29 protein-coding genes are annotated in these 24,743 nt (G+C 56.1%); 14 read left to right on the forward strand and 15 right to left on the reverse strand.

Annotated elements, in window-relative coordinates; translation table 11 throughout:
• Positions 1–4: 4 nt before the first annotated feature.
• The 6 genes from WC903_04085 to WC903_04110 form a co-directional block, all read right to left on the reverse strand.
• Positions 5–856 carry an NADH-quinone oxidoreductase subunit H gene (locus tag WC903_04085; GenBank protein ID MFA5893121.1) on the reverse strand — a complete coding sequence of 284 codons (852 nt, stop codon included), beginning with the start codon at positions 854–856 and terminating at the stop codon, positions 5–7.
• A complete protein-coding gene (locus WC903_04090; protein ID MFA5893122.1) occupies positions 856–2,682 on the reverse strand; it encodes a proton-conducting transporter membrane subunit in 1,827 nt (608 codons plus the stop codon). The genes WC903_04085 and WC903_04090 overlap by 1 nt, the downstream gene beginning before the upstream one ends.
• Before the next feature lie 272 nt (positions 2,683–2,954).
• On the reverse strand, positions 2,955–3,536 hold the full coding sequence (locus tag WC903_04095) for a sigma-70 family RNA polymerase sigma factor (protein ID MFA5893123.1): 582 nt from the start codon (positions 3,534–3,536) through the stop codon (positions 2,955–2,957).
• Positions 3,536–3,742, reverse strand: a complete 207-nt coding sequence (locus tag WC903_04100) for a hypothetical protein (GenBank protein ID MFA5893124.1) — start codon at positions 3,740–3,742, stop codon at positions 3,536–3,538. Before WC903_04100 ends, WC903_04095 begins: the two co-directional genes overlap by 1 nt.
• 2 nt (positions 3,743–3,744) lie before the next feature.
• Entirely contained in the window at positions 3,745–3,984 is a 240-nt protein-coding gene (locus tag WC903_04105) for a hypothetical protein (protein MFA5893125.1), read from the reverse strand.
• 47 nt (positions 3,985–4,031) lie between these two features.
• On the reverse strand, positions 4,032–4,373 hold the full coding sequence (locus WC903_04110) for a C-GCAxxG-C-C family protein (GenBank protein ID MFA5893126.1): 342 nt from the start codon (positions 4,371–4,373) through the stop codon (positions 4,032–4,034).
• Between the two features lie 80 nt (positions 4,374–4,453).
• On the opposite strand from WC903_04110, the gene WC903_04115 reads away from it, so the two are divergent.
• From WC903_04115 to WC903_04135, 5 genes are all read left to right on the forward strand, one after another.
• Complete coding sequence (locus tag WC903_04115; protein MFA5893127.1) at positions 4,454–5,773, forward strand: TolC family protein; 1,320 nt, start codon at positions 4,454–4,456, stop codon at positions 5,771–5,773.
• On the forward strand, positions 5,773–6,750 hold the full coding sequence (locus tag WC903_04120; protein MFA5893128.1) for an efflux RND transporter periplasmic adaptor subunit: 978 nt from the start codon (positions 5,773–5,775) through the stop codon (positions 6,748–6,750). The genes WC903_04115 and WC903_04120 overlap by 1 nt, the downstream gene beginning before the upstream one ends.
• A 40-nt stretch (positions 6,751–6,790) precedes the next feature.
• Positions 6,791–7,468: an ABC transporter ATP-binding protein gene (locus tag WC903_04125; GenBank protein ID MFA5893129.1), complete on the forward strand. Its 678-nt coding sequence runs from the start codon at positions 6,791–6,793 to the stop codon at positions 7,466–7,468.
• Entirely contained in the window at positions 7,465–8,658 is a 1,194-nt protein-coding gene (locus WC903_04130; GenBank protein ID MFA5893130.1) for an ABC transporter permease, read from the forward strand. The genes WC903_04125 and WC903_04130 overlap by 4 nt, the downstream gene beginning before the upstream one ends.
• Before the next feature lie 323 nt (positions 8,659–8,981).
• Positions 8,982–9,650 (forward strand): hypothetical protein, encoded by a 669-nt coding sequence (locus tag WC903_04135; GenBank protein ID MFA5893131.1) that lies wholly within the window; start codon positions 8,982–8,984, stop codon positions 9,648–9,650.
• A 386-nt stretch (positions 9,651–10,036) separates the two neighbouring features.
• Here the strand turns inward: WC903_04135 and WC903_04140 are convergent, their stop codons facing one another.
• Positions 10,037–10,189 (reverse strand): hypothetical protein, encoded by a 153-nt coding sequence (locus WC903_04140; GenBank protein ID MFA5893132.1) that lies wholly within the window; start codon positions 10,187–10,189, stop codon positions 10,037–10,039.
• A gap of 63 nt (positions 10,190–10,252) precedes the next feature.
• Between WC903_04140 and WC903_04145 the strand changes: the two genes are divergently transcribed.
• The gene (locus WC903_04145) at positions 10,253–11,446 is read left to right on the forward strand and encodes an ABC transporter permease (GenBank protein ID MFA5893133.1); all 1,194 of its coding nucleotides are present in this window, start codon (positions 10,253–10,255) and stop codon (positions 11,444–11,446) included.
• A gap of 1 nt (position 11,447) precedes the next feature.
• On the opposite strand, the gene WC903_04150 is transcribed toward WC903_04145, so the two are convergent.
• The 6 genes from WC903_04150 to gmhB form a co-directional block, all read right to left on the reverse strand.
• On the reverse strand, positions 11,448–11,927 hold the full coding sequence (locus WC903_04150; GenBank protein MFA5893134.1) for a TlpA disulfide reductase family protein: 480 nt from the start codon (positions 11,925–11,927) through the stop codon (positions 11,448–11,450).
• Positions 11,928–11,961: 34 nt separating this feature from the next.
• Positions 11,962–12,924 (reverse strand): thioredoxin-disulfide reductase, encoded by a 963-nt coding sequence (trxB, locus tag WC903_04155; protein ID MFA5893135.1) that lies wholly within the window; start codon positions 12,922–12,924, stop codon positions 11,962–11,964.
• Complete coding sequence (locus WC903_04160) at positions 12,921–13,943, reverse strand: LptA/OstA family protein (GenBank protein MFA5893136.1); 1,023 nt, start codon at positions 13,941–13,943, stop codon at positions 12,921–12,923. Before WC903_04160 ends, trxB begins: the two co-directional genes overlap by 4 nt.
• A 1-nt stretch (position 13,944) precedes the next feature.
• Positions 13,945–14,544 carry a hypothetical protein gene (locus WC903_04165; protein MFA5893137.1) on the reverse strand — a complete coding sequence of 200 codons (600 nt, stop codon included), beginning with the start codon at positions 14,542–14,544 and terminating at the stop codon, positions 13,945–13,947.
• An 80-nt stretch (positions 14,545–14,624) separates the two neighbouring features.
• Positions 14,625–16,079 carry a D-glycero-beta-D-manno-heptose-7-phosphate kinase gene (gene rfaE1 / locus WC903_04170; GenBank protein MFA5893138.1) on the reverse strand — a complete coding sequence of 485 codons (1,455 nt, stop codon included), beginning with the start codon at positions 16,077–16,079 and terminating at the stop codon, positions 14,625–14,627.
• The gene (gene gmhB / locus WC903_04175; GenBank protein ID MFA5893139.1) at positions 16,063–16,641 is read right to left on the reverse strand and encodes a D-glycero-beta-D-manno-heptose 1,7-bisphosphate 7-phosphatase; all 579 of its coding nucleotides are present in this window, start codon (positions 16,639–16,641) and stop codon (positions 16,063–16,065) included. The genes rfaE1 and gmhB overlap by 17 nt, the downstream gene beginning before the upstream one ends.
• Positions 16,642–16,682: 41 nt before the next feature.
• Here gmhB and recR point away from each other — a divergent pair, with 41 nt between their 5' ends.
• Genes recR through WC903_04215 form a run of 8 tightly spaced genes read left to right on the forward strand, consistent with a single transcriptional unit; the run spans position 16,683 to position 22,730 of the window.
• Positions 16,683–17,279: a recombination mediator RecR gene (gene recR, locus WC903_04180; protein ID MFA5893140.1), complete on the forward strand. Its 597-nt coding sequence runs from the start codon at positions 16,683–16,685 to the stop codon at positions 17,277–17,279.
• Positions 17,279–17,974, forward strand: coding sequence for a hypothetical protein (locus WC903_04185; protein MFA5893141.1), 696 nt, complete (start codon positions 17,279–17,281; stop codon positions 17,972–17,974). The genes recR and WC903_04185 overlap by 1 nt, the downstream gene beginning before the upstream one ends.
• The gene (locus tag WC903_04190; protein MFA5893142.1) at positions 17,953–18,531 is read left to right on the forward strand and encodes a 2-oxoacid:acceptor oxidoreductase family protein; all 579 of its coding nucleotides are present in this window, start codon (positions 17,953–17,955) and stop codon (positions 18,529–18,531) included. Before WC903_04185 ends, WC903_04190 begins: the two co-directional genes overlap by 22 nt.
• Complete coding sequence (locus WC903_04195; protein ID MFA5893143.1) at positions 18,528–18,818, forward strand: 4Fe-4S binding protein; 291 nt, start codon at positions 18,528–18,530, stop codon at positions 18,816–18,818. Before WC903_04190 ends, WC903_04195 begins: the two co-directional genes overlap by 4 nt.
• A gap of 1 nt (position 18,819) precedes the next feature.
• Complete coding sequence (gene porA / locus WC903_04200) at positions 18,820–19,989, forward strand: pyruvate ferredoxin oxidoreductase (protein MFA5893144.1); 1,170 nt, start codon at positions 18,820–18,822, stop codon at positions 19,987–19,989.
• A gap of 1 nt (position 19,990) precedes the next feature.
• Positions 19,991–20,932: a thiamine pyrophosphate-dependent enzyme gene (locus WC903_04205; GenBank protein ID MFA5893145.1), complete on the forward strand. Its 942-nt coding sequence runs from the start codon at positions 19,991–19,993 to the stop codon at positions 20,930–20,932.
• Positions 20,929–21,207, forward strand: coding sequence for an HU family DNA-binding protein (locus tag WC903_04210; GenBank protein ID MFA5893146.1), 279 nt, complete (start codon positions 20,929–20,931; stop codon positions 21,205–21,207). The genes WC903_04205 and WC903_04210 overlap by 4 nt, the downstream gene beginning before the upstream one ends.
• Entirely contained in the window at positions 21,204–22,730 is a 1,527-nt protein-coding gene (locus WC903_04215; GenBank protein ID MFA5893147.1) for a R3H domain-containing nucleic acid-binding protein, read from the forward strand. Before WC903_04210 ends, WC903_04215 begins: the two co-directional genes overlap by 4 nt.
• Here WC903_04215 and WC903_04220 read toward each other — a convergent pair.
• Together WC903_04220 and nadB are read right to left on the reverse strand one after the other, a co-directional pair.
• On the reverse strand, positions 22,727–23,089 hold the full coding sequence (locus tag WC903_04220) for a hypothetical protein (GenBank protein MFA5893148.1): 363 nt from the start codon (positions 23,087–23,089) through the stop codon (positions 22,727–22,729). The genes WC903_04215 and WC903_04220 overlap by 4 nt on opposite strands.
• 40 nt (positions 23,090–23,129) lie before the next feature.
• Positions 23,130–24,710 (reverse strand): L-aspartate oxidase, encoded by a 1,581-nt coding sequence (nadB, locus tag WC903_04225; protein MFA5893149.1) that lies wholly within the window; start codon positions 24,708–24,710, stop codon positions 23,130–23,132.
• Positions 24,711–24,743 lie beyond the last annotated feature (33 nt).

The following is a 24,743-nucleotide window of genomic DNA, read 5'->3' on the forward strand; positions in this document are numbered from 1 at the left end:
TTTCTTATACCCCCAGGAGCGCGCTGACTACGGCCAGCAGCGCTAAGATCACGCTAAAGACGATCAAGTCGGGGACCTTGAAGAGCCGGTATTTGGCTATCCCGACCTCGATCAGGGCGATAACCAACGCCAGAAGAATGAGACAGGCGGAGTAAGGCAGGATGGCCAGCGGACAGATCACTCCGACCAGAAAACATAACCAGAAAAGCTGTTTGATCTGGGCGGACAGCTCAAGCAGGGCCAGCGCTGGGCCGGAATAATCGAGGAGCATCGCTTCATGGACCATGGTCAGTTCAAGATGAGTTTCCTGGTTATCGACCGGCAAGCGGGCCGTTTCGGCCAGGATGACGATAAGGAGGGCCGCCCCGGCGAGGAGGTGAGCTATCGACCAGAGCGGACTAGGAGTTAAATAAAGGGTAAAGATGACCAGGCAGGCGGCCGGCTCGACAAAACTGGCGATGAACATCTCCCGGGATGAACCGATCCCGCCGAAAGAGCTCCCCGCGTCAAGGGCGGCCAAGGCGAGAAAGAAGCGGCCGAGCGCCAGGATAAAGATGATTGCCAGCAGGTCGCCGGTCCGGCCGAGGCCGGGGCCGAACGGGGTCAGCGGGAGGAGCAGGACCGCGGTCACGCTGGTCGCCAGAACGACGAACGGCGTGACCCGGAAGATCCAGGAGGAATTGGCCGGAACGATCTCTTCCTTGCCGAATAGTTTCCAGAGGTTGCGGTACGGCTGAAGCAGCCCCTGGCCCTGGCGAAGGCGCAAGTTGTTTTTTATTTTTGTAATGAGGCCGCCGGCCAGTGGGGCCAGCGCGACCAGAAACAACAGCCGTAAAATAATATTAATTATGGCCATCAGAGTACCCTCACTAAAAGGAGGAGCAGGACCAGCGTGACCAGGATATAGGAAAGGTAAAGGTGGATACTGCCGGCCTGGAACCGCCTGAACGTTTTGGCGGCGCGCAAGAGAGAGCCCAGCCCCGCGTCATAAAAGTATTTTTTGAAGACCTTGGTCGTATAGGTCTCGTAGACGAACGATTTGACGTGGTAAAAAGAATCTTTGATCTTCTCTGTCTTACGGAAGGGGAGGAGGAAAAAACTGAAACTGATCCGGAACGGTTTGGAGAAAGCGGTGGCGGTGTATTCATTGCGGCTGCCAACCTGGTAATAACCGCAGTCCCAGGTGCGGCCGATCCGGACCTTTTTACCGGCCAGGAATAAGTAAGCGGCCAGCGCACTGGCCAGGCTGACACCCAAGGCCAGGGTGATAAATAACGGGGAGACGGCGAGATGGCTGACCGGCCCTAGCCCTAAGCTAAAAAGATCAGCGGTTTGGGGAGTCGCGTGGCAGATCGGGCCGGCGACCCGGGCCAAGAGGTTAAAAATGCTGGGAGCTAATAAGCCCAAACCGGCCACCACCGCCGCCAAAAATAACATGCTAATCAGCATTGAAGCGGGTGATTCTTTCGCCTGCTCGGCTCCCTGGCCGCGCGGCAGGGCCAGGAAAGTGATGCCAAAAGCTTTGACAAAGCAGGCCGCCGCCAAGCCGCTGGTCAAAGCGAGGGCGGCCGCGCTTAGCGCGAAGCCGAAGGCCAATGTCCCGGGGACTTTGAGCGCGCCGGAGAAAAAGGCCTGCAGGACCAACCATTCACTGACAAAGCCGTTGAGCGGGGGGAGGGCGGAAATGCCCATGGCCCCGATGAGGAAAAAGGCGGCGGTCCAGGGCATCGGCTTGATCAACCCGCCTAATTTTTCCATATCGAGCGTGCCGGTCCCTTTCTGGACACTGCCGGCACAGAGAAAAAGCAGCCCTTTAAAAGCGGCGTGATTGACCAAATGATAAAGGCCGGCGATCATGGCCAGGGCGGCTAAGCTGGCCAGGTTGAGCCGGATGAAGACCATTGCCAAGCCCAGCCCTAGCAGGATGATCCCGATATTTTCGACGCTGGAATAGGCCAACAGACGCTTCAGGTCGTTTTCCATTAGCGCGTAAATGATCCCGGTCAAACAGGAGCCGATGGCCAAGGCAATGATGGTGACGCCCCACCAGAGCGAGCTGATCCCGAGGACCAGGAAAACAAAACGGATCAAACCATAGAGGGCGGTTTTTATCATCACCCCGGACATGAGGCTGGAGATATGGCTCGGTGCCTGGGGGTGGGCGTAGGGGAGCCAGATGTGGAGCGGGACGATCCCCGCTTTGGTCCCGAAGCCGATCAGGAAGAAAATAAACAAAGCATTCCGGAGCAAGGGCGACATGGTCTGGCAGGCGACGGCCATGGCCGGTAGATCGAACGAGCCGGAGTGCCGGTAGATCAGGAAAAAGGCGGCGGTCAGAAAAGCGGTGCCGCAATGGGTCATTATGATGTAAATAGAGGCGGCCTGGACCGCTTCTTTGTTCTCGCTGTCGGTCAGGACCAGCAGATAGGAAAGGAGGGTCATCGCTTCCCAAACGATCAGGAAGACGAGGGCGTTACCGACGATAACCAGCAGGAGCATTGAGACGATAAAAGCAAGGGTGATTAGCTGGGTGGTCAATAGTTTTATCCGGGTATATTTTCCCTGAAAATAACCAAGCGAATAGACTAAGGCGGGGAAACTGACCAGCAATATAACGGCGACGAAAAAGAGGGCTAAAGGGTCCAGTACGACCAATGATTTAAAATTAATTAATAAGTTCATTTCTGTCTCAACGAAGAGCTTGTCGCGTCGTTAATTACTCGGGCTGGAAGCTCTTTGCCCAAACAGAAGATGATTTATTTTAGCACTAAAATATAAATTTGTAAAATAGTCAGTCGGCAGTTGATTTCGCTTCCCTCATCCGACGCGCCAAAGTAGCGCACCTTCTCCCAGAGGGAGAAGGTGTTTCGCCAGGCGACATACCCTCTCCCTTTGGGAGAGGGTGAGTATCTTTAACACCATGGGTGAGGGCTGCATAAGATATAAGTTATCTATTACTTATCCGTTAACTTCTCTTTCAACTTCAGCGTGGACTCTTTGCAGATACGGCTGACCTGCGATTCGGAGAGGCCGATCTCTCGGCCGATCACCTTAAAGGTCTTGTCGTGCTTGTAGTAGTGCTCGATGACGTACTTTTCCTTGTCGGAAAAATCTTCCATGGCGGTATCGAGATGGAGGAGCTTGTCGACCTCCTCGTGAACGATCTCCTTGCGGTTGAAGGCCATATATACGTTGGCGGCCGAGGTGATGAACTCATAGAGGCCGGCGACCGGGTCGCCGCTCCGCCGGCGGAGGTAATCCTGCATCGAACCTTTCAGGCGGATAGAAACGTAGGACCAGAGCGCCCCTTTGCGCGGGTCCCAGGTCTTTAAGCAATCGACAAAGGCGATCTTGGCTTCCGATTCCAGATCTTTGGCCTCGGAAGAAGCGATATGCCGGGGGAGAGTGGAGACATACCAGCGGACGGACGAGTTGATCTGGTCCTTGTATTTATCGAGCGTCTCGGCGCTATATTTGAGGAATTGCTCGCGGATGATAGAGACGATCCGGTCTTCGACCTCGCGGCGGGTGGTCATCAATCGAACCTCTTGGCCAAATTCTTGAGAAATTCGGCGGTCCGGTCGGTTCCTAATTCCTGGCTGAAGCGCTGGGCGGTTTCCCAGGCAAACTTCCAGGAAGCGCGCAGGATAGGGGAGATGCCGGTGGGGGGGATGCCCTCGGCCTTGACGCCTGGGCGACCTATCTTTTTAAGTTCTTTTTTATCGATTCTATTGATGGTCACGGTTATTGCTTCTTGAACAGAGCGCTCGCGACTGATAGGGTCTGGCGTCTCAAGTCGGGATTGGTCACGATCATCTCGGCCAACGCATCCACCATTTTAGCAAAATGCGGGTTAAAGGTAAAGGTCTTGCCGTACTCGGCCTCCAGCGCGGCGATGACGACCTTGCGGGCCATCTCCTTGGCCGGGAGGGCAGGATGAGCGTCGCTGGCTATTCTTTCCTTGAACATTTCCAGGTTAGGCATGGCGTATTTTCTTCGTCAGTTTAGCTCAATAATTTCAGTCCGGCAAGCTAGGGACCGGGTCTGGCCACAAATTCGGCCGCTTTTTCAATACAGCCGAGGCAGGAAAGTTTTTTTAAGCTTCTGATCTCTTGGCATTTCAGCGAACCAGCCTGTTCGGTGAAGTAGCGGTCGAATTCCGCCACTTTGTCGGGATGATGCTTGGCCAGGAGATCATGGGCGGCCGAGAGGGCGCCGCACAATCCGCCCGGAGCGTTCCCTCCGCCGTGCGAGAGGTATTTATCGATCTCCTTGTTGTCCAGGCCAAAATGGTCTTGCCAGGCGGCGACGACCGATTGAGCGCAGTTATAGCGGCGGCTGATGTAATGCGCTTTTGCTTTTTTGCCCGGCATGTCATAATTATATAATAGAGAGTTTCTTATTGATAGAAGATGTTGGTTGGCTGGGAATTGTGTATAATAAAGGCAGGACAATGATCAAGAGAATTATATCGATCGCGCTGCTGGTGGCCGGCTTGGGCTTGGCGGCGGAGGCGATGACGTACCAGGAAAGTGTTAGTTACGCCCTCAAGCATAGCCCTTCTGTCCTGGCCGCCGAGCGGAAGTTATCTGCCGCCAGGGCGAGAATGGGGCAGGCGGTCGGTGCTTTTTTCCCGACGATCAAGCTTGATGGCAATTACGGCAAGTCTTACTCCCAGCCCTCAACCATGCAGTTGACCACCCAGACGATCCTGGGGGCGATCACCACCGACATAACCTTTGGGACCGATGAGCAGGCGACGGTCAAAGGGTGGACGCTTTCCGCTTCCCAGCCGCTCTTTGTCGCGGCCCTCTGGCCCGGCTACGGCCTGGCGACCAAAGGGGTCGATTCTGCCGGACAGGATTATATTCGAGTAAAACTGGAAACCGCGTTCAATGCCACTGCCGCCTATTTTGCCGTCCTTTCCTCTACAAAATATGTCAAGTTGTCTGAAGATTCAATGGAGATGGCCCGTTCGCACGTCAACCAGATCGAGTTAATGCTGAAAAGCGGGGTGGCGACCAGAGCTGATCTGCTCCGGGCGGAGGTCCAGTTGGCCAATTCCGAAGTAGCGTTGACCCAGGCCCGCAACGGCCTGGAATTGGCCAAGAGCTCGTTCAATAATGTCCTTGGACGCACTCCCGACGAAAAGGTTGAGATCAGTGATGGACCGACTGGCCAGGTCCCAACTGTGCCTGAATATGCCGTCATGACCAAAGCGGCTTTTGAGAATAGCCCGACCTGGCGAAGTTTTTCCCTGGCCCGCGGGATGGCGGCCGATAATGTCACCCTGGCGCGGACTGCTTTGCTTCCCTCCGTTTTCCTCTCCGGCCAGAACGGCTGGCGCAGTACGGAATATCCCTCCTATCGCAGCGACGCGAGGTCCTGGTCTCTCACCGGTGCCGCTTCCTGGACGCTGTTCGACGGTTTGGGAATGCAGAACAGGATCAACGAGGCGGCGGCTAACCTCGAAGCGACCGAGGCGACCGAGGCGCAGGTCAAAAATGGCTTGCTGCTTGAAGTTCGCCAGGCTTATCTTGAATTGAAGAGTGCTATCGAGACGATCACCTCAACCAAGAAAGCGGTCGATTTCGCGGAAGAGAGCCATAAGGTTTCCAGCCTCCGTTTCAATTCCGGGGTCGGGACTAATCTGGAAGAGATCGATGCCCAGGTCGCGCTGACCCAGGCGCGGACCACGCAGCTCAAGGCGCTTTTTGACCTGGAAATAGCCAAAGCTAAACTGAACAAAGTTGTCGGTAAGGAGGTTATCTGATGAAGAAGGATAGAAAATGGTTGTATCTTATTATAATAATATTGGTCGCCCTGTTGGTTAGCTGGTCCGGTTATAACTGGCTGAACCGCGACGTGGTCGCGACCAAGGCGGTGACCATTGTCCGCGGACCGATCGCTGCGGTCATCTCGGCCAGCGGGACAGTTGACGCGCCGATCTATGATCTGGGGACGAAAATGGGCGGGCGGCTCGAGAACTGGAAGGTCAGGGAAGGGGAAAAGGTCAGGAAGGGGCAATTGATGGCGGAGTTCGATAGCTACGAACAGGCGCGCAATGATTATGAGCGGGCGGCCCAGCTCTATAAGGAAGGAGCGGCCAGCCAGCAGGCGCTTGACGCGTCCAAGACGATGTTCGATTCTGCCCGGATCATTGCTCCGGCCGACGGGATCGTTGCCAAGATCAATTTTGACGAAGGGGAGACGGTCGTCCCCGGCCAGCCGGCGGTCACGGTCGTTAATTACGACAAGTCGTGGGTCAACGCCCAGATCGACGAGATCGATATTGCCAGCGTCAAGATCGGAGACAAAGTGACGGTGACCTCGGATGTTTATCCCGACAAGAACTTTCTGGGGGAGATCTTCTGGATCGCCCCGCTGGCCGAGCTGCGCCAGGTCGGCGGCCGGGTCAAGATGGACGAAGAGTCGTATGTCTTTCCCTGCAAGATCAGGTTCCTGGGAACCCACGACGAATTAAAAGCCAACATGTCGGTCAATGTTGATATTGTGACCAAGCAAGTTGCGAACGCCTTGCTGGTGCCGCGCGAATCATTGGTCAGCAAGGGTGAAGCCCAGACGGTGTTCGTCATCAAGGGAGGACGCTCCCTCCAGATCCCGCTGACGATCGGGATCCGTTCGTTCGCCAGTGTTGAAGCTTTGTCCGGCGTCCAGGCCGGTGATCTGGTCGCCGTGGCCAACGGATCTAAGCTCAAGGATAAAGGGAGGGTCAAGATTGAACGATAAGCCCGTTGTCCGGATCAACGGCGTTAAGAAGCTCTACCTGATGGGGAAGGTCGAAGTGCCGGCCCTGCAAGGGATAAATTTGCAGATCGGCCGGGGCGAGTTTGTCTCGATCATGGGACCGTCGGGTTGCGGGAAATCGACCTTGATGCATATTGTCGGCTGTCTCGACCGGCCGACCAGCGGCCACATTCTGCTGGACGAGGTCGATGTTGACGAACTGGACGACAATTCGCTGGCCGGCATCCGCAACCAGAAAGTCGGTTTTGTCTTCCAGACTTTCAACCTCCTCCCCAAGCTCAACGCTATCGAGAACGTGGAACTGCCGCTGATCTATGCCGGTGTCCCTTTTGACCGTCGGCGTAAAAAAGCGGCGGAGATCCTGGCCCTGGTCGGCTTGCAGGACCGTTTGTTCCATAAACCGTCGGAACTTTCCGGCGGCCAGAGCCAGCGGGTGGCGATCGCCCGGGCGCTGGTCAACGACCCGTCGATCATCCTGGCTGATGAGCCGACCGGCAACCTCGATTCAAAAAGCGGCGATGAGATCATCCACCTCTTCATGGAGCTGAATGCCAGGGGGATCACCATGATCATAGTCACCCATGACCAGGATATTGCCAACCATAGCAAGCGGATCATCCGCCTCAAAGACGGCCTGGTCGTGGCCGATAGCGCGGTCCCCGACATGGAAGACGATCAGCGCCATAACCGCCGCTCATGATCAACCTGGTCGAACCGGCCAAGATCGCCTTCGGCTCACTCCTCAGCAACCGGACCCGTTCCCTCCTGACCATGCTTGGGGTGATCATTGGCGTGGCCGCGGTCATCACCCTGGTCTCGATGGGCGAGGGGGCTAAAAGTTACATCATGGACCAGATCGGCAGTTGGGGAGTCGGCTCGAACAGCATTACGATCCAGCCTGGCAATGAGAATACCCACGCGATCGAGTTGACCCTGACTTACGAAGATGGCCAGGCGCTGCGGCAAAAAGTCAGCAATTTGCAGTACTTGATGACAGAATTCGTCGGCCGGGGGCGGTTGGTTTACGGTAAGACAGAATATAAGCCAGGTTATACTCTAGGCGTCTCCGCCGATTATCCCTATGCCTATAAACAAAAAGCGGTCGAAGGGCGGTTTTTTTCGCAGGCCGAAGACTCCGGCCGGAAACGGGTGGTGGTCATTGGCAAGACGGTCGCCCGCAAGATGTTCGGGGAATTTTCGCCGATCGGCGAGAACATCAAGATCAATGGCGTCGGCTTCAAAGTGATCGGGCTCCTGGAAGAAAAGGGGACGATGCTGACCTATGACATGGATGACATGGTCCTGATCCCGTCAACTCTTTCTGAACTGGTCCTCGGCACCAATAAGATCTGGGAGATGTTCCTGACCGTTAACAACGAGAGCCAGGTCCCGCAGGCGATCCGGGAGATCAAGAAGATCCTGATCACCCGGCATCGCAAGGAAGATTTCCATACCCATACCCAGCAGGGGATGATCGACATGATCAATAATATCCTGAACGCCATGACGGGGATCGTTTCGGCGATCGCCGCCATTTCCCTTCTGGTCGGCGGCATCGGGATCATGAACATCATGCTGGTGGCGGTCACGGAACGGACCAGGGAGATCGGTATCCGCAAGGCGATCGGCGCCAAGCGGCTGGATATTTTCCTCCAGTTTGTTTTTGAATCGGTCCTGATCACGATGAGCGGAGCGTTCCTGGGCATTTTGTTCGGCACACTGGCCGCCTGGGGGATCATGGCGGCGTTGAGGATGGAAGCGGTCATCGCCTGGGGGGCGGCCTATCTGGCCTGCCTGGTCGCCTTTTTCGTCGGGACCTTCTTTGGCGTCTATCCGGCGATGCGCGCATCTAAACTGGACCCGGTCGAGGCGTTGAGGTTTGAGGTCTAGACCCTCATCCGTTACGTTGGCTTATGACCCTCATCCGCTAGTGTTGAGGACGGGTACCTTCTCCCAGAGGGAGAAGGTGTGGTGTTGAGGTGGCGGGGTGAAGAGCCCTCATCCGTGACGTTGAGGATACGTACCTTCTCCCAGAGGGAGAAGGTGTGGAGCAGGGTAAGACAGCCCTCATCCGTTACGTTGGCTTATGACCCTCATCCGCTAACGTTGAGGATGCGTACCTTCTCCCAGAGGGAGAAGGTGACTAGCGGAAAAAAAGTCAGACTGTGTTTGTTGAGTGAAATAGGAACAATTAGTTAAATAAGGGAAAGGTAATGGATCCCGACATTAAAAAATTAATAGACCTAACGACAATTGTTAAAGTGGATGACAACATATTACGTAAAACGATTTTTGGAGACGCATTTTACGTTAGTAGGTTTATAAATAATCAGGGGCAGCAAATCATTCTAAGCGATTTAGCGCAAAATTGGGAAAATAAGTGGTTGTCATTTGGTGAGCTATGGAATGGGGAAAGACAAAATTATCGGTTTCTATTTGACTCTTTTAAGCTTTATTACTTGAGTTTTGAGCAGTTAAGAATCAATAAAGTATCGTGTATTAATGAAGCTTTTGGTGATAGAGATAAGATGGTCGATTTTAATCAATTAACTGGATTAAATATGTATGGAATGTATTACCATGGCAAGAAATGCATAGACTTGCTTATAAAGCTTAAATTAATTAATGAAAATCACAATGATTGGGCTTTTTGTAAAAAATTCTCAGAAACCAGAAACAAACTAATAGAACATAATTTCAATCCTAACGGACTAAGTTTTCAAATAGCCCCTTCGATCTGGAGCCTTGCGAGTACGGATTCACTTTTGGTTACTCTTGTCCATTCGTCTTCTAATGAAAGAGCCTTTGATGTTTATGTCGACTATTATGATGATTATTATCAGTTGGAAAGAATTCTCGTGAACGTCATTAGGGGTTTTTGAGTTTGTCTGTCTTGCTTGAGGGTTTAATCGATGCAGATTGGGTAATGCTAGGCACCCTCTCCCTCTGGGAGAGGGTACGAAACCTCAACGAAACGGGTGAGGGTCGTAAGGTGCTCGGTCTAAGAACGTAGCACCCTCTCCCTCTGGGAGAGGGTACGTCAGTTTGCGTAAGCGGGTGAGGGTCTTAGGTTGAAACAAATTAAAAAACAGTTTGCCAGACAACTCCGGCAAGACCAAACTTCCGCCGAAGAGAAGGTCTGGGAGTTGTTACGGGATAAGCGATTGCTGGGCTTAAAGTTCCGCCGCCAGCATGTGATCGAGGGTTTTGTGGTAGACTTTTACTGCCATGAACATCGGTTGGCGATAGAGGTGGATGGCGGTATTCATCAGAGCGAAAAGACTATGACGAGGCACGCCAGCAAGTGATCGAAGGCGAAGATGTCCGGTTCATCCGGGTCAATAATGACGATCTCGAAGATAATATGTGCGCTCTGATCAATAAAATTAAGGAGGTCGTAAGCCCTAGTGTTTAACTGCATTGCTAAGAACCCTCTCCCTCTGGGAGAGGGTACGAAACTTCAACGACAGCGGGTGAGGGGATAATGATCTACTCTCTCTGGGAAGAGATGAAACAGGCTTGGCGGGCGCTGTTGTCGAACAAGGTCCGCAGCACCCTGACCATGCTCGGGGTGATCATCGGGATATTCTCGGTCATCACCCTGGTGACGATCGGCGAGGGGGCCAAAACCTACGTTACCGACCAGATCAAGAACCTCGGCGCCGGCTACGATTCGTTCGCCCTGGTGGCCGGCAAGGATATGAGCTCCCCGCCTAATCCGAAATTCACTTATGCCGATATCGCCTTTTTCAAGAACCGCGTCCCGGAGATCCGCGATGTCGTCGCGATGAATGTTGGTTCGGGGGACCTCAACTACGGCAAAAAGGAGCTAAAAGCGATCAGTGTTTTTGGCGTGACCGCCAACTATCTGGAACTAATGGGGGGACAATTGGTTGCTGGGCGGTTTTTTACCCAGGCTGAGGTCGAGTCGCGCCGCAAAGTGGTGGTGATCGGGGCGACGGTCGCCCGGGATATTTTTGGGGACAGCAACCCGCTCGGCGAAAGGCTTAAGATGGATGGCAATCAGTATCTGATCATTGGCCTGTCCAAAGCGCAGGGGAGCATCGGCCCGATGGACATGGACCGGCGGATCATTTTGCCGGCTACGATCGTCAGGAACATGTTCGGTAATTACAATATAATGCGTTTCAATATTTTCCCCAAGGATATCAAACAGCTGGATGAAGTGAAAGAAAAGGTCCGGGTCGTGGTCCAGCGGCGCTTGGGGAACGATGATTTCCGCTTCATGACCCAGCAAGGGATCCTCAACATCGTCAACAACGTGCTCGGGGCGCTGACCGGCTTTGTCACCGGCATTGCCGCGATCTCGCTGCTGGTCGGCGGGATCGGCATCATGAACATCATGCTGGTGGCGGTCAATGAAAGGGTCCGCGAGATCGGCGTGCGCAAGGCGATCGGGGCTAAAAGCCGCGATATAATTTTACAATTTTTGGTCGAAGCGATGATGATCAGCCTGATCGGCGGCGTCCTGGGGATCATTCTGGGCTTGCTGGGGGCGTTCCTGATCATGTGGTTCATTAAGGGGACGCTGGTCATCGCCTGGTGGGCGGTGATCCTGGCGACCGTAGTTTCTGCCGCCGTCGGGATATTCTTTGGTGTTTATCCGGCCGTGCGGGCGGCGAGGTTGGACCCGGTCGTCGCCCTCCGCTATGAGTAAACTATTGGGCCAGCCAGTCGGTCAGGGCCAGCTTCACGTTGTCATCGTAGTCGACGAATAACTTCTCGATCTCCCCGTCGCGGTTAACGCAGAAGGTGGTCGGGATGATCAGGACCTGGAAGGCGTCGAGCGAGGCCAGTTTTTTATCGAGCAGGACCGGGTAGGACAGCGGGTTTTTGGCCAGGAAACTTTTTAACTCCTTGCTCTTCTTATCGAAGGAGACCGCCAGTATCTCGAACTTATGGTTGTAGAGCGCTTGCAGATCGGCCAGTTCCGCCTGGCACGACTTGCTCCAACTGGTAAAAAAGACCACGATGACCGGTTTTTCCCCGGCGTATCTTTGCAAAGTTGTCGTTTTGCCATTAAGGTCGGGCAGGGCCAGGGCGGGCGCGACCGACCCGAGCTGCGGGGCTGTTTCGGCCGCGGCCGCCAGGACGAGCGCGGTTAAAGCCAGTAATAAACAACTAATTAACTTTTTCATCGCTCCGTAAATTATACGCCCGCCGCTCATAGTGTCAAGCCTGCTCGATAAATTCCCGGGCGGCATCGGCGGCTATCGCCCCATCGGCCGCCGCGGTCACGATCTGCCGGAGATGTTTGCTCCGGATGTCGCCGGCGGCAAAAATACCGGTAGCCGAGGTTTTCATCCGGTCATCGGTGATAATAAAACCCCGCTCATCAAGCTTGACGATCCCCCGGACCGCTTCATTGTTTGGGTTGGTGCCGATATAGATGAAGACTCCGTCGGCGGGGACCTTGATCTTCTTCCCGCTGGCTTTGTCCTGGAGCGTCACCTCGGTCACTTTGCCCGAGCCGCCGATCTCGGCCAGTTCCGCGTGCCAGTAAAGGTAGATCTTGGGATGGTTGAGCGCTTTCTCGGCGATGATCTTGTCGGCCCGCAGCTGGTCGCGCCGGTGGACGATCGAGACCTTGGCCGCAAAGCGGGTGAGGTAGAGCGCTTCCTCGACGGCCGAATTGCCGCCGCCCACCACGACCACGTTCTTTCCCTGGTAGAAGGGGCCATCGCAGGTCGCGCAGTAAGAAACGCCGCGGCCGCGCAGTTCGTCTTCACCCGGCACCCCGAGCTTGGCCGGTTCCGTGCCGGAGGCGATAATGATCGCCTTGGCCGAGAGCTTAGTCGCGCCCACTTCAACCTGCAGCTGCTGGTCGATCTTTTTGACGTTCCCCCAGAGGACCTCCAGGCCGAGTTGCAGCGCCTGCTTTTCCATCCGCTGGCAAAGTTCCATCCCCGGGATGCTGTCGATGAAGCCGGGATAATTTTCGATCTGAAAAGCAGTGGAAGCGAGCCCGCCGAGGACCATTTTTTCTATAAGCAGCGTTTTGAGCCTGGAGCGGAGGGCGTAGATCGCGGCGGTCAGGCCGGCGGGACCGCCGCCGATGATGACGACATCATAGGACTGGCTGGGCGAGACGATGACTGCCTCCGGTTTGGTTTTAGCGGCGACTTGCGGGGTCATGGCGCGATCCCCTCCTCGTTGATAATGACTTTGCTCCGGCCCAGGAGCGAGATCTTTTGCTCTTTTAACGAGACCATGACCTGGTCGCTGCTCAAGTGGTTGTCTCCCTGGTCGGCCCGGGCTTGGCCGGTCAAGATTATCTGCTGGCTAGCGAGCAGGTAATTGGCTTGGTCGCCGCCGGCGCTGATGTCACGGTAATTGATCCGGGCCTGGCCGGCCAGCTCGATCTTTTTCTCCGCCTGTAAATATTTGCCGTTGGCCGCGGTGACGGTCGCCTCCTGCCAGCTGACGTACGGGTGGCCGTGGGCGATGAACTGGTCCAGTTCCCGGTCGAGTTCAAAGCTGGCCGCCTCGAAGGTGACCGGCGAGCTCTTGCTCGGGACGATGACCAGCCGCGGGTTCCCTTCGAGTCTGACCCGTTTCAATTCGACGTCACCCCGGAGAGAATCGGCGTAGCCGGTGATCTCTCCTTTGTTGAGGACGATGCCTCCGGTGCAAAGCAGCAGCTGGTCGGCCACTTTCCAGCTTAGGTTTCTCGCCTGGAACCAGTAACCGAGACCTGGCTGGTAATTCTCCGCGATGGTAAAGAGCGAGCCCGGTTTGTCCCGGAGCGTCTTGATCAGCGTGGCGATCTGTCGTTCGTAGGAGACATCGTAGCCGAGCGGTTTATCCAAAAAGATCTCTTTCTTTTTCATGTCCCAGAGGGCGGCCGGGGAGCGGAATTTCAGGACCGGCCGGCCGTGCTTGTAGAAGGTCCCGGTCGTCTCCTGCAGGGTGGCGACCCCGGAGTCTTTATTGACCACCGCGCTCTCGGCCCGCAGCTCCCAGAATTTTTCCCCGCCGGAAACTTCTTCGAAGGAAACTCGCTTGAAGGCCAGATCGGCGCGCCCCTGCTGGTCTTTGATCGTTTGATAGATGACCTGGGAGATGTCTTGTTTGGGGGAGAAGATCGCCCAGTAGAACCAGCCGGCGATGATCGCCAGGACGGCCAAGAGGAGGGCTAACCGTGAGAGCTTCATGTTAATACCCGAGCGCCCGGAGACGGACAGCTTCCATCCCCTCGAGCATGGCCCCCCATTTGTTTCCCTGGCGGTTGTAACCTTCGGCCAGGAGGAGGTGGAGGGCGGCGACGCTGCTGTCGATCTTGAGCCCGCGCTTGGTGTAGACCATGGCCGTATCGGTCTCGTTCAGTTCCCCGTAGATCAGGGCGAGGTAGCCATAGGCCCAGACGTTGCCCGGGTCGAGTATGAGGACATTGTCGAATTCACGGATCGCGTCCCGCTTCTTGTCGTTGAAATAATAGGTGAAAGCGAGCCGGAAACGGAGGCGCCAGTCGTTCGGTTTGGCCGTGACCTTGGCAATATATTCGTTCAAGGCCTTTTTGCGGTAATCAGGATCGAGCTCAACGGTTTTTTTCAGGTTGGTCCAGCCGTCCTGGATATTATTGGTATAAGCCATGGTGATCGCCAGATCGAAGCGGGCGTCGGCATCTTTCGGGTTGGCGCGGACAGCCGCCTGCTTAGTTGCTAGTTCTTTCTGTAATTCAGGAGTAATTCTCCAAGCGTAAGCAGGAACATCCAACATCAAACATCCAACCTCAAAACAAATCAAAAATGCCAATAGCGAAAATCCCAAACGTTTGAGATTTGCGATTTGAAATTTGATATTTGTTTGGAAGTTTGAAGTTTGAGGTTTGAAGTTCATTTTTGACTCCCCAGTATTTTAGCGACGATATTAGTAGTGGAGCGCCCCTTGATCGGCGGGATCACGACTACCCGGCCGCCGAGCGCTTCGACCAGTTTCTTTTCCGGCAGGTCGCTGATCTTATAATCCCCGCCCTTAACATGGATGTCGGGGCGGAGAAGTTTGATGACATTGTCCGGCCGCAGTTCGGAAAAGATCGTGACATAATCGACGCATTCGAGCGAGGCGAGGATCTCGGCCCGCTCCATTTCCGAGATGTAGGGGCGGTCCGGGCCTTTGAGGGAGGCCACGGAGGTATCGCTGTTCACGCCGATGATCAGGATGTCCCCCAGTTTTCCGGCTTCGCGCAGATAGCGGACATGGCCGAGATGGAGGAGGTCGAAACAACCGTTGGTGAAAACGATCCGGGCCCCTTCGTTTTTCAGGTTTTTGACTATCACGGCGAGCTCCTGGCGCAGTTTGATCTTGCGGGCGACCGGTTCGCGCCCCTCCAGGGAGACCTCCAGCTCTTCGCGCGAGCAGGTCGCGGTCCCGATCTTGCCGACCACGATCGAGCCGGCCAGATTAGCGAGCGTCGCGGCCGCTTTCATTGTCGCGCCGGCGGCTAGGGCGAGAGAGAGGGTGGCGATGACCGTGTCACCGGCGCCGGTAATGTCGAAGACTTCGCGCGGGATCGCCGGGATATAGGTCGAGCCCTGGCGGTTGAAGAGGGTCATCCCGTCTTTGCCGCGGGTCACCAGGATATAGTTGCTCTTGATCTGGTTGAGCAGGGCGCGGCCGGCGGCCGCCAGGCTTTTATCATCTATTATTTCCGTTTTGGTGGCGATAGCGGCCTCGCGCAGGTTAGGGGTGAGGACGGTCACGCCGCGGTACTTGCCGTAATCGGTCCCTTTCGGGTCGACGGCGACCGTCTTCTTATGTTTCCTGGCCAGGCCGACGACCAGCCGGCAGAGCTCGCGGCTGACGACCCCTTTTTCATAATCGGAGATGATGATCGCGTCGACCTTGGGGACCAATTCTTTGAGCCGGTTGGCCAGTTTCTGGCCCACGAGCGGCGAGATGCTGGTCCGGTCTTCCCGGTCGACCCGCACTACTTGTTGCGAGGCGGCAATGATGCGCGATTTAAGAATGGTCGGCCGGTTGGCGTCCCGGATCAGATAATTGGTCGGGACGTTGTCGCGCTCCAGCGCCCGGAGAAGTTTTTCTCCCGAACTGTCGGCGCCAATAATGCTGACGAGGTAGGGGTGGCCGCCGAGTGCGCTGATATTGGCCGCGACGTTGCCGCAGCCGCCCGGAACATGGGTGATCCGGACGACGTCGGCTATCGGGACCGGAGCTTCGGGGGAAATGCGGGAAACCCGGCTCCAGATATGTTCATCGAGCATCAGGTCGCCGAGGATCAGGATCTTTTTGCCGGCGAAAGCGGGGAGGAGTTTATTTAGCTGTTCCATGGTCAGCTCCTTGTTTCAATATCCAGTCTACGGCTGCCGCCAGGTCGGCGGCCAGATGGTCGGGTTTTTCTTTTAGCTCTTTTTCTTCGTTTTTACCGTGCCCGGTGCGGACAAAAATGGTCTTTATTTCCGCGCGTTGGCCGGTCTCCACGTCGGTTTTCTTATCGCCGACCATAAAACATTTGGCCAAGTCAAGGTCGTGTTCTTTGGCCGCCCGCTTGATCAGCCCGGTTTGCGGTTTGCGGCATTCACACGACTGCCGGTAAGGATAAACACCGTGCTCCGGGTGATGGGGGCAGTAGTAGCTGGCGTCGATCTGGCCGCCACCGTGGAGGACCATTTTGTGGACGTGTTTGTCGATCGACTGGAGCATATCCTCGGTGATCAGGCCGCGGGCGATCCCGGCCTGGTTGCTGATGATAATGATCTTGTAGCCGGCCTCTTTCAGCCGCTTGATCGCGGCGATCGCGCCGGGGAGAAAACTGACCTGAACAGGATGGTTGAGGTAACCGGTATCTTCAATAATTGTCCCGTCCCGGTCGAGAAAAACCGCTTTGTTCATGATTTGGCATTATAACATAAATCGGCTATAATCAGAAAGAGATGTACGCGGACTCACTAACCAAACTTATCGAAGAATTAAAAAAACTCCCGGGGATCGGGCCGAAATCGGCCCAGCGGCTCGCTTTTTTTATCCTGGGGAGCGCCCGCAAGAGCGTGGATGATCTGGTCGACGCGGTCATTCAGGCCAAGGAGCGGATGAGGTTCTGTTCGATCTGTTTCAACATCACCGATATCGACCCGTGCAAGCATTGCGCCGACACTTCGCGGAGCCAGGAGGTGATCTGCGTGGTCGCCGAGCCGAAGGACCTGGTGGCAATCGAGCGGTCCGGAGTGTATAATGGCCAATACCATGTCCTGGGCGGGTTGATCTCGCCGCTGGACGGGATCGAACCGGACAGTTTGCGGGTCAAAGAACTGTTGGTCCGCCTGGACAAAGGTTCGATCAAGGAAATTGTCCTGGCGATCAGCCCGACCACCGAGGGTGAAGCGACCAGTATCTACCTGACCCGCTTGCTGAAGCCGCTCGGGGTGCACTTGACCCGCATCGCCTACGGCCTGCCGGTCGGCGCCGACATGGACTATGCCGATCCGGCTACCCTGTCCAAATCCCTGGAAGGACGAAGAGAGGTACACTGATGTTAAGAAAATATTTTGGCACCTGGTTCACGGTCATGGCCCGGCCGATCCTTTTCTACTCGCGGTTGAAGGAAGAGGATTGGAAAGAGCAGAGCCTGACCTTTCTGCTCGTCGGTTCCTGGTCCCTGGCCGTGATCATGGCGCTGGGTGTCTTCCTGGTCCAATTTTTGCCGATCGGCTCGACCCTGTTGGTCGAGGTCAGCGGTTGGAAATTGCTCCTGGTCGCGCCGGTCATCCTGACCCTCGGTTTTGTCTTCTATCTGATCACCCTGTTGATCATCGGCGGGCTGCTGGTCCTGGGCCTGGGCTGCGCCTTCTATATGTTAGGCGTTCTCCTGCATGGTTTAGGTTTGCTGGCCAGGGGGAAGGGGAGCCTGAACCGGATGGTCCAGAGCTCGTTTTACAGTAGCGCGGTGATCCTGGCCGGCATTTTTCCGGTCGTGCTGGCCTGTTTGACCCGCTACGGTTGGCTGGAACTCTCGCTCTTCCGCGTTGGCTTTAATCTGGTCATCGGCTTGACCGCGATTTACGCTTACGGCCTGTGGGCGGTCGCTCTCCGCAAGAATTATGGCGTCGGTAAGTGGCAGGCTTTCACGGCCGCGCTCGTCCCCGCGCTCGCCCTCTTGATTTTCCTCTTCGCTTTTGATAAAATCGGTATGGAAAGGTTGGATGGATGGATAGCACCGTTGAAATAAGATGGCATGGACGAGGAGGGCAGGGCGCCAAGACCGCTGCCCTTCTTTTTGGCGAAGCGGCATTGGCGCTGGGTAAGAATATCCAGGCCTTCCCGGAGTATGGCCCCGAGCGGATGGGGGCCCCGGTCGCTTCTTTCAATCGCATCTCCTCCCAACCGATCTTCCTGCATTGTTCCATTACCAATCCGAACGTGGTCATCGTCCTCGACCCGACCCTGATGGGGAAGGTCGATGTCACTCAAGGCTTGCCGGCCGATGGCTATTTGATCGTTAACACTACGGCCACTCCGGCGGAGATCCGCCAGCAGTTAAAGCTGAAAGGGACCAAGGTTTTTACCGTTGACGCTTCCGGCATTTCCAAAGCGACCATTGGCCGCGACATCCCCAACACTCCGATGATGGGGGCGCTGGTCAAAGCGACGGGGCTGCTCGATTTCGAACATATGCTGGTCGACACCGAAGATAAATTAAAGAAAAAGTTCGCCTCCAAACCGGAGATCGTCAAAGGGAATATCGCGGCGATCCGGCGGGCGTACAGCGAGGTCAAAGGGGAATGACAGAAAAACCGGGTTGGAAAAAGCTGGCTGAAGGGGACGTTCTCCCGGCCGGCACCGCCGAGGCTTTCGAAACAGGCGACTGGCGGAGCGAACGTCCGGTCTGGCACCAGGAAAGATGCATCCAATGCCTGATCTGCTGGTCCTATTGTCCCGACACTTCCATCCTGGTCAAGGACGCCAAGATGACCGGTATCGATTACAAACACTGCAAAGGCTGCGGCATTTGCGCCAAGGAATGCCCCGTCAAGCCGGACAAAGCGATCACCATGGAACCGGAGCATAAATAACATGCCAATTGTAGCTAAAACAGGTAATGAAGCGATGGCCGAGGCGATGCGCCAGATCAATCCCGACGTCGTCGCGGCCTATCCGATCACCCCGGCGACCGAGATCGTCATGATCTTTGCCAAATACGTGGCCGACGGATTGGTCGACACCGAATTTGTCGCGGTCGAGTCGGAACATTCGGCGATGTCGGCCTGCGTGGGCGCTTCTTCCGCCGGCGCCCGGGTCATGACCGGGACCTCCTCGCAAGGCCTCTGTTTAATGTATGAGATCCTGCCGATCGCCGCCGCCCTCCGGTTGCCGATCGTCATGTGTGACGTGAACCGGGCGATCTCCGGGCCGATCAATATCCACTGCGACCATTCGGACACGATGGCCGCCCGTGACTTTGGCTGGGTCCAGATCTTTTCCGAGAATTCGCAGGAAGCATACGATTCGCTCATCCAGGCGGTCCGGATCGCCGAAGATCCGCGCCTTCACCTGCCGACGATGGTTACGACCGATGGCTTTATCATCAGCCACTGCCTGGAACGGATCGAAACCCTGGAAGATAAACAGGTCAAGGATTTTGTCGGTTTGGAACGCCAGGCCGAGGTTAAACTTCTTGATACCACCAAGCCGGTGACGGTTGGCGCGATCGATCTTCAGGACTATTATTTTGAACACCGGATGCAGGTGGCCGAAGCGATGCGCGGCGCCAAGAAGGTCATCCTCGAAGTGGCTGGCGAATTCGCCAAAAAGTTCGGCCGCAAGTACGGCCTGTTCGAAAGTTATCTGGCCGACGATGCCGAATACATTATGGTCGCGCTCGGCTCGACTTGCGGCACCGCCAAAGTGGTCGTAGATGAACTGCGGGCCAAAGGGGTCAAAGCCGGTCTGATCAAGATCCGCGTTTTCCGCCCCTTCCCGGCCGAGGAACTGGCCGCGGCCCTCTCCAAGGCTAAGGCGATCGCCGTGATGGACCGCTCCGATACCTGGTCAGCCCAGGGGGGGCAAGTCTATACCGAGCTCCGTTCGGCTATGTACGGGGAGACGAAACAGCCGCCAATGATCAATGTCATTTACGGACTGGGTGGCCGCGAGATTACTTTGGCAGACCTCCACTCGGTCTTTGCCTCATTGCAAAATGTTGATCGGCAACCAAAGGTCTCTTATCTGGGAGTGAGGGAATAAGATGGTTAATCTTAAGGAATTGTCAGCCCGGCATGAGCCCTTGACCGGCGGGCACAGGATGTGCCCTGGTTGCGGCGCGCCGATAGTGGTCCGCCAGGTCCTGATGGCGAGCAAGGACCCGGTCGTGGTCGTTTGCGCCACCGGTTGCCTGGAAGTTTCGACCACTATTTTCCCTTATACCGCCTGGACCGTTCCTTTTCTCCACAATGCTTTTGAGAATGCCGCCGCGACCCTCTCCGGGGTAGAAGCCGCTTACCGCGCCCTGCGGAAAAAAGGCCAACTCCCCGAGCGGGTCAATTTTGTCGCTTTTGGCGGCGACGGCGGGACCTACGACATCGGCCTGCAATCGCTCTCCGGGGCGATGGAGCGGGGCCACGACCTGTTATACGTCTGCTACAACAACGAAGCTTACATGAACACCGGTGTCCAGCGCTCCGGCGCGACCCCGCAAGGGGCCAACACCACGACCGAGCCGGCCGGCAAGGTGAAACAGGGGAAGACCCAGTGGCGCAAGGACCTGACCGAGATCATGGTCGCCCACAGTATCCCCTACGTTGCCCAATCGATCGTCGGCAACTGGGCCGACCTGACCCGGAAGGCGGAGAAAGCTTTCTCGATCCGGGGCCCGAAATTCATGAATGTCCTGCAGCCGTGCCGCCTGGGCTGGGGCCATAAGCCGGAAGAGACGACGGTCCTCGGCCGCCAGGCCGCGGAATGCTGCCTCTGGCCGCTTTATGAAGTGGAGAACGGCGTTTACAAGGTGACCAAGCCGCGCGAGAAAAAACCGGTCGTTGATTACCTGAAAGCCCAGGAGCGTTTCCGCCATCTCTTCAAGCCGGGAAATGAAAAACTTATTACGGATATCCAGGCGGAAGTGGACCGCCGCTGGGCGCAATTGCTGGCCAAAGAAGAAATGACGACAAAAGGGGTGGAAACGAAATGAACAAGAAGCAACTGGCCGGAAAAGTTGGCGAGAAGATGGACCTTTCCAAAGCCGAGACCGAGCGGATCATTGACGCGACGATCGAGGAGATCACCGCGGCGCTGGAACGCAGCGAAAAGGTGCGGCTGGTCGGCTTCGGCAATTTCGTGGTCCGGAAGCGGAAAGGGCGGGTCGGCCGTAATCCGCAGACCGGCGCCACCATTACCATCGGTGAATCGCGCTGTCCGGCTTTTGTCCCCGGGATAAACCTGAAAAAAACCATCAAAACTAAATGAACCCGCCTCTGGCCCGGGACATCAACGAAGAGATCGCTAAGCTCTTGACCATCCTCCCGCTCGACATTCAAAAAGCCCTCAAGGAATCAAACGACCTGGCGGCATTGGTCGAAGTGGTGCTTGATCTCGGCCGGCCGGCCGAAGCGCGCTTTACCAAACGTAACCTGCCGCTCGGCGGGACCGTTAACCAGGGTGATATTGATTACGTGACCGCCCGCGTCGGCCAGTTCTCCGGCGATAACCGGGCCGGGATCGAGCGGACCCTCCACCGGATCTCGGCCATGCGCAACCGGCAGGGCAAGATCATCGGCCTGACCTGCCGCATCGGCCGGGCGATCTACGGGACCAACGACATCATCCAGGACGTGATGGAGTCGGGCAAGAACATCCTTTTTATGGGACCTCCCGGTATCGGTAAAACGACCAAACTGCGCGAAGCGGCCCGTTTCCTCTCCGCGAAATTACATAAGCGGGTCATTGTCGTCGATACCAGCAACGAGATCGCCGGCGACGGCGATATCCCGCATCCCGGCATCGGCAGTTCCCGCCGGATGCAGGTCGCAGCACCCGAACTGCAACATCGGGTGATGATCGAAGCGGTCGAGAACCACATGCCGGAAGTGATCATCGTTGACGAAGTGGGGAATGAACTGGAAGCGGCCGCCTGCCGCACCATTGCCGAGCGGGGGGTCCAGCTGATCGCCACCGCCCACGGCAACTCGCTCGATAACATCATCAGCAATCCGACGCTGTCCGACCTGATCGGCGGGATCCAGTCGGTCATCCTGGGGGACGAAGAGGCCAAACGCCGCCACACCCAGAAGACGGTCCTTGAGCGGAAGGCGCCGCCGACCTTCGACATCGCGGTCGAGATCCGCGAACGTGACATCTTCGCCATTTATACTGACGTGGATAAAGCGGTCGACGCCTTCTTGCGCGGTCGCGGCTTGGTCCCGGAGATCAGGGTCAGGAAAGCGGGGGGGAAGATCGAAGTCGTCCAGAAACAGCGGGCAGAGATGCCGGAACCGGAGCCGGCGCAGCTGGCCGAAGCGGAGGCCGAGAAGGGGCCGGGCCCCCTCCGGATCTATCCCTTTGGCGTTAATAAACAGGTGCTCGAGCGCTCGCTCCGGGTCTTAATGATCGCGGCGGTGGCGGCGGAGAGCCTAGATGAAGCAGACCTCATTCTGACGGTCAAGTCGAAAGCCCGGCCGAACAACAAGGTCATGGTCCTGGCCGGCGAGCACGGTATCCCGGTCCACGTTATCAAGAAGAATGTTCCCGCCCAGGTCATGCGTTTCCTTAAGTTCTTTTTCCGGGTCGGCGGCAAGGACGCGCCGGAAGAGATCGCCCTGCGGGAAGTGGATGACGCGATCGTCCAGGTCAATAACAAACGTAAGGCGATCGACCTAAATCCGCAAAACGCTTATATCAGGCGGGTCCAGCACCAGCGGGTCGACGCGGCGGGGTTGCATTCCGAATCGGTCGGGGAAGAGCCAAAAAGACGGCTTAGAATTTATCCTTAGGTTAGAGCTTTCAGGCTGAACTTGATCCCCTCTACCAGTATTTCCGCTGAATAAAACAGTTTTTTCCCCTCTTTATCAAAGAGACGGACGATTTTTTTATCGTCTTCTTCGTCAAACTTGACCATTACCGTGGCCGGGAACTTAATACTGCGGTCGGGGATATCGATCGAACCCAGAAGCGGGGAGGAGAGTTTCCACCTGTCCATGTGAACTTTTATCGGGTCAGGCCTTTTTTCATTTTTCCTGCCTCTCGCCCAATTCTTAACTTGGGCTACTTGACCGCTCAGCGACTGAAGAAATGTCTTCACGTCAATTTTGCCGGATAAGACTTGGCTTGCGACTTGGCTTGGTTTGATCATGATGGTGTTTCGTTGGATTTTGCGGTTTATTTCAGAAAATTTAGGAGTTTTTATAAACCAGATGTCTTTTCCAGTTCAGGTCGTCTTTTTGCGGGAAGTCGGTCCGATAATGCGCGCCGCGGGATTCGGCACGATCAAGCGCGGCTTGGGTGATCAGGCGGGCAACGGTCAGCATATTACGCAGTTCCAGGTCACCCTTAACCTCATTTTCTATCATCTCCAGGCGGTTCAGGACCCCGGTCAGGCTCTCTTTGGAACGGATGATCCCGGCCCCGTTCCACATGGCGGTTTTGATGATTAGTTTGAGGCGTTGAACCTCAATATCCTTAAGTTTAGGCTTAATGACTAATGACGAATGACTAATGACTAATTGTGGAGTGGATCCGGAATTTAAAATATCAGTTTTGGCTGACTGGGCGGCACGATATCCAAACACTAGCCCCTCCAACAGCGAATTGGACGCTAACCGGTTCGCGCCATGGACGCCGGTCGAGGCGCATTCGCCGGCGGCGAAGAGGCCGGCTATATTGGTCCGACCGTCGATATCGGTCTTGATCCCGCCCATAAAATAATGCGCGGCGGGGGCGACCGGGATATTGTCTTTGGTTATGTCCAAGCCGCGCTCCAGGCAAGTTTTATAGATCATCGGGAAACGGTGTTTGATCTTCTCCGGGGCGATGCCGCGCAGGGAGAGGAAAACATGGTCTTCGTTGCCGCTCTTCAGCTCTTCGTAAATCGCCCGGGAGACGATGTCGCGCGGCGCCAGCTCCAGTTGGGCGTGATATTTTTCCATAAAGCGCTCGCCGCGGTTGTTGAGGAGCATCCCCCCTTCGCCGCGAACCGCTTCCGAGATCAGGAATTGGGGGAGGGCGACCAGGTCTTCGAATTGCTTGAACTGGACGAGGGCGGTGGGGTGGAACTGGACAAACTCCATGTCCGTGACCTCGGCTCCCGCCCGGTAGGCCATGGCGACTCCGTCACCGGTCGCGAATTCCGGATTGGTCGTATAGAGATAGACCTGGCAAACGCCGCCGGTGGCGAGAATAGTTGTCTTGGCCAAATAGGTGACCGCGGAGCCGCTCTTCTGGTCTATAGCCTGTGCCCCGACACAGCGGCCGTTCTCGACCAGGAGATCGATCCCGAGGACCCGCTGGTCGACCCGGACCTTCCCTTCGGCAATAACCCGGCGGCCGAGCGTCTTTTCGATCTCCGCCCCGGTTTCGTCGCCGGCATGGAGGATGCGGCGTTGTTTATGGGCCCCTTCGAGCGCCAGAGCAAATCCGCCGCCGGCTTCGGTCTCCGCCCGGTCGAAGCGCGCTCCCATGGCGATCAGTTCTTTGACCCGCGGAACCCCTTCGGTCACCAGTACCCTGACCGCCTGCTCGTCGCAAAGGCCGGCCCCGGCTTCGATCGTATCTTCAAAGTGGAACTCGGTCGAGTCGCTGATCTGGTCGATCGCCGCCGCGATCCCTCCTTGGGCTTTTTCGGTCGCTGTTTCGCCGATCTTCCCCTTGGTCAAGACGGTAACCCGGGCGTGCCGTGAAGCTTCCAGGGCGGCCGAGAGGCCGGCAATCCCGCCGCCAATGATCAGGATGTCGCAGTGTTCGATCTTTGGGGTCATGTTGAGATTATACAATAATTGGGTTATAATTTC

The sequence above is a fragment of the Candidatus Margulisiibacteriota bacterium genome (assembly GCA_041658645.1).
Classification (GTDB): Bacteria; Margulisbacteria; WOR-1; order O2-12-FULL-45-9; family XYB2-FULL-48-7; genus JBAZZV01.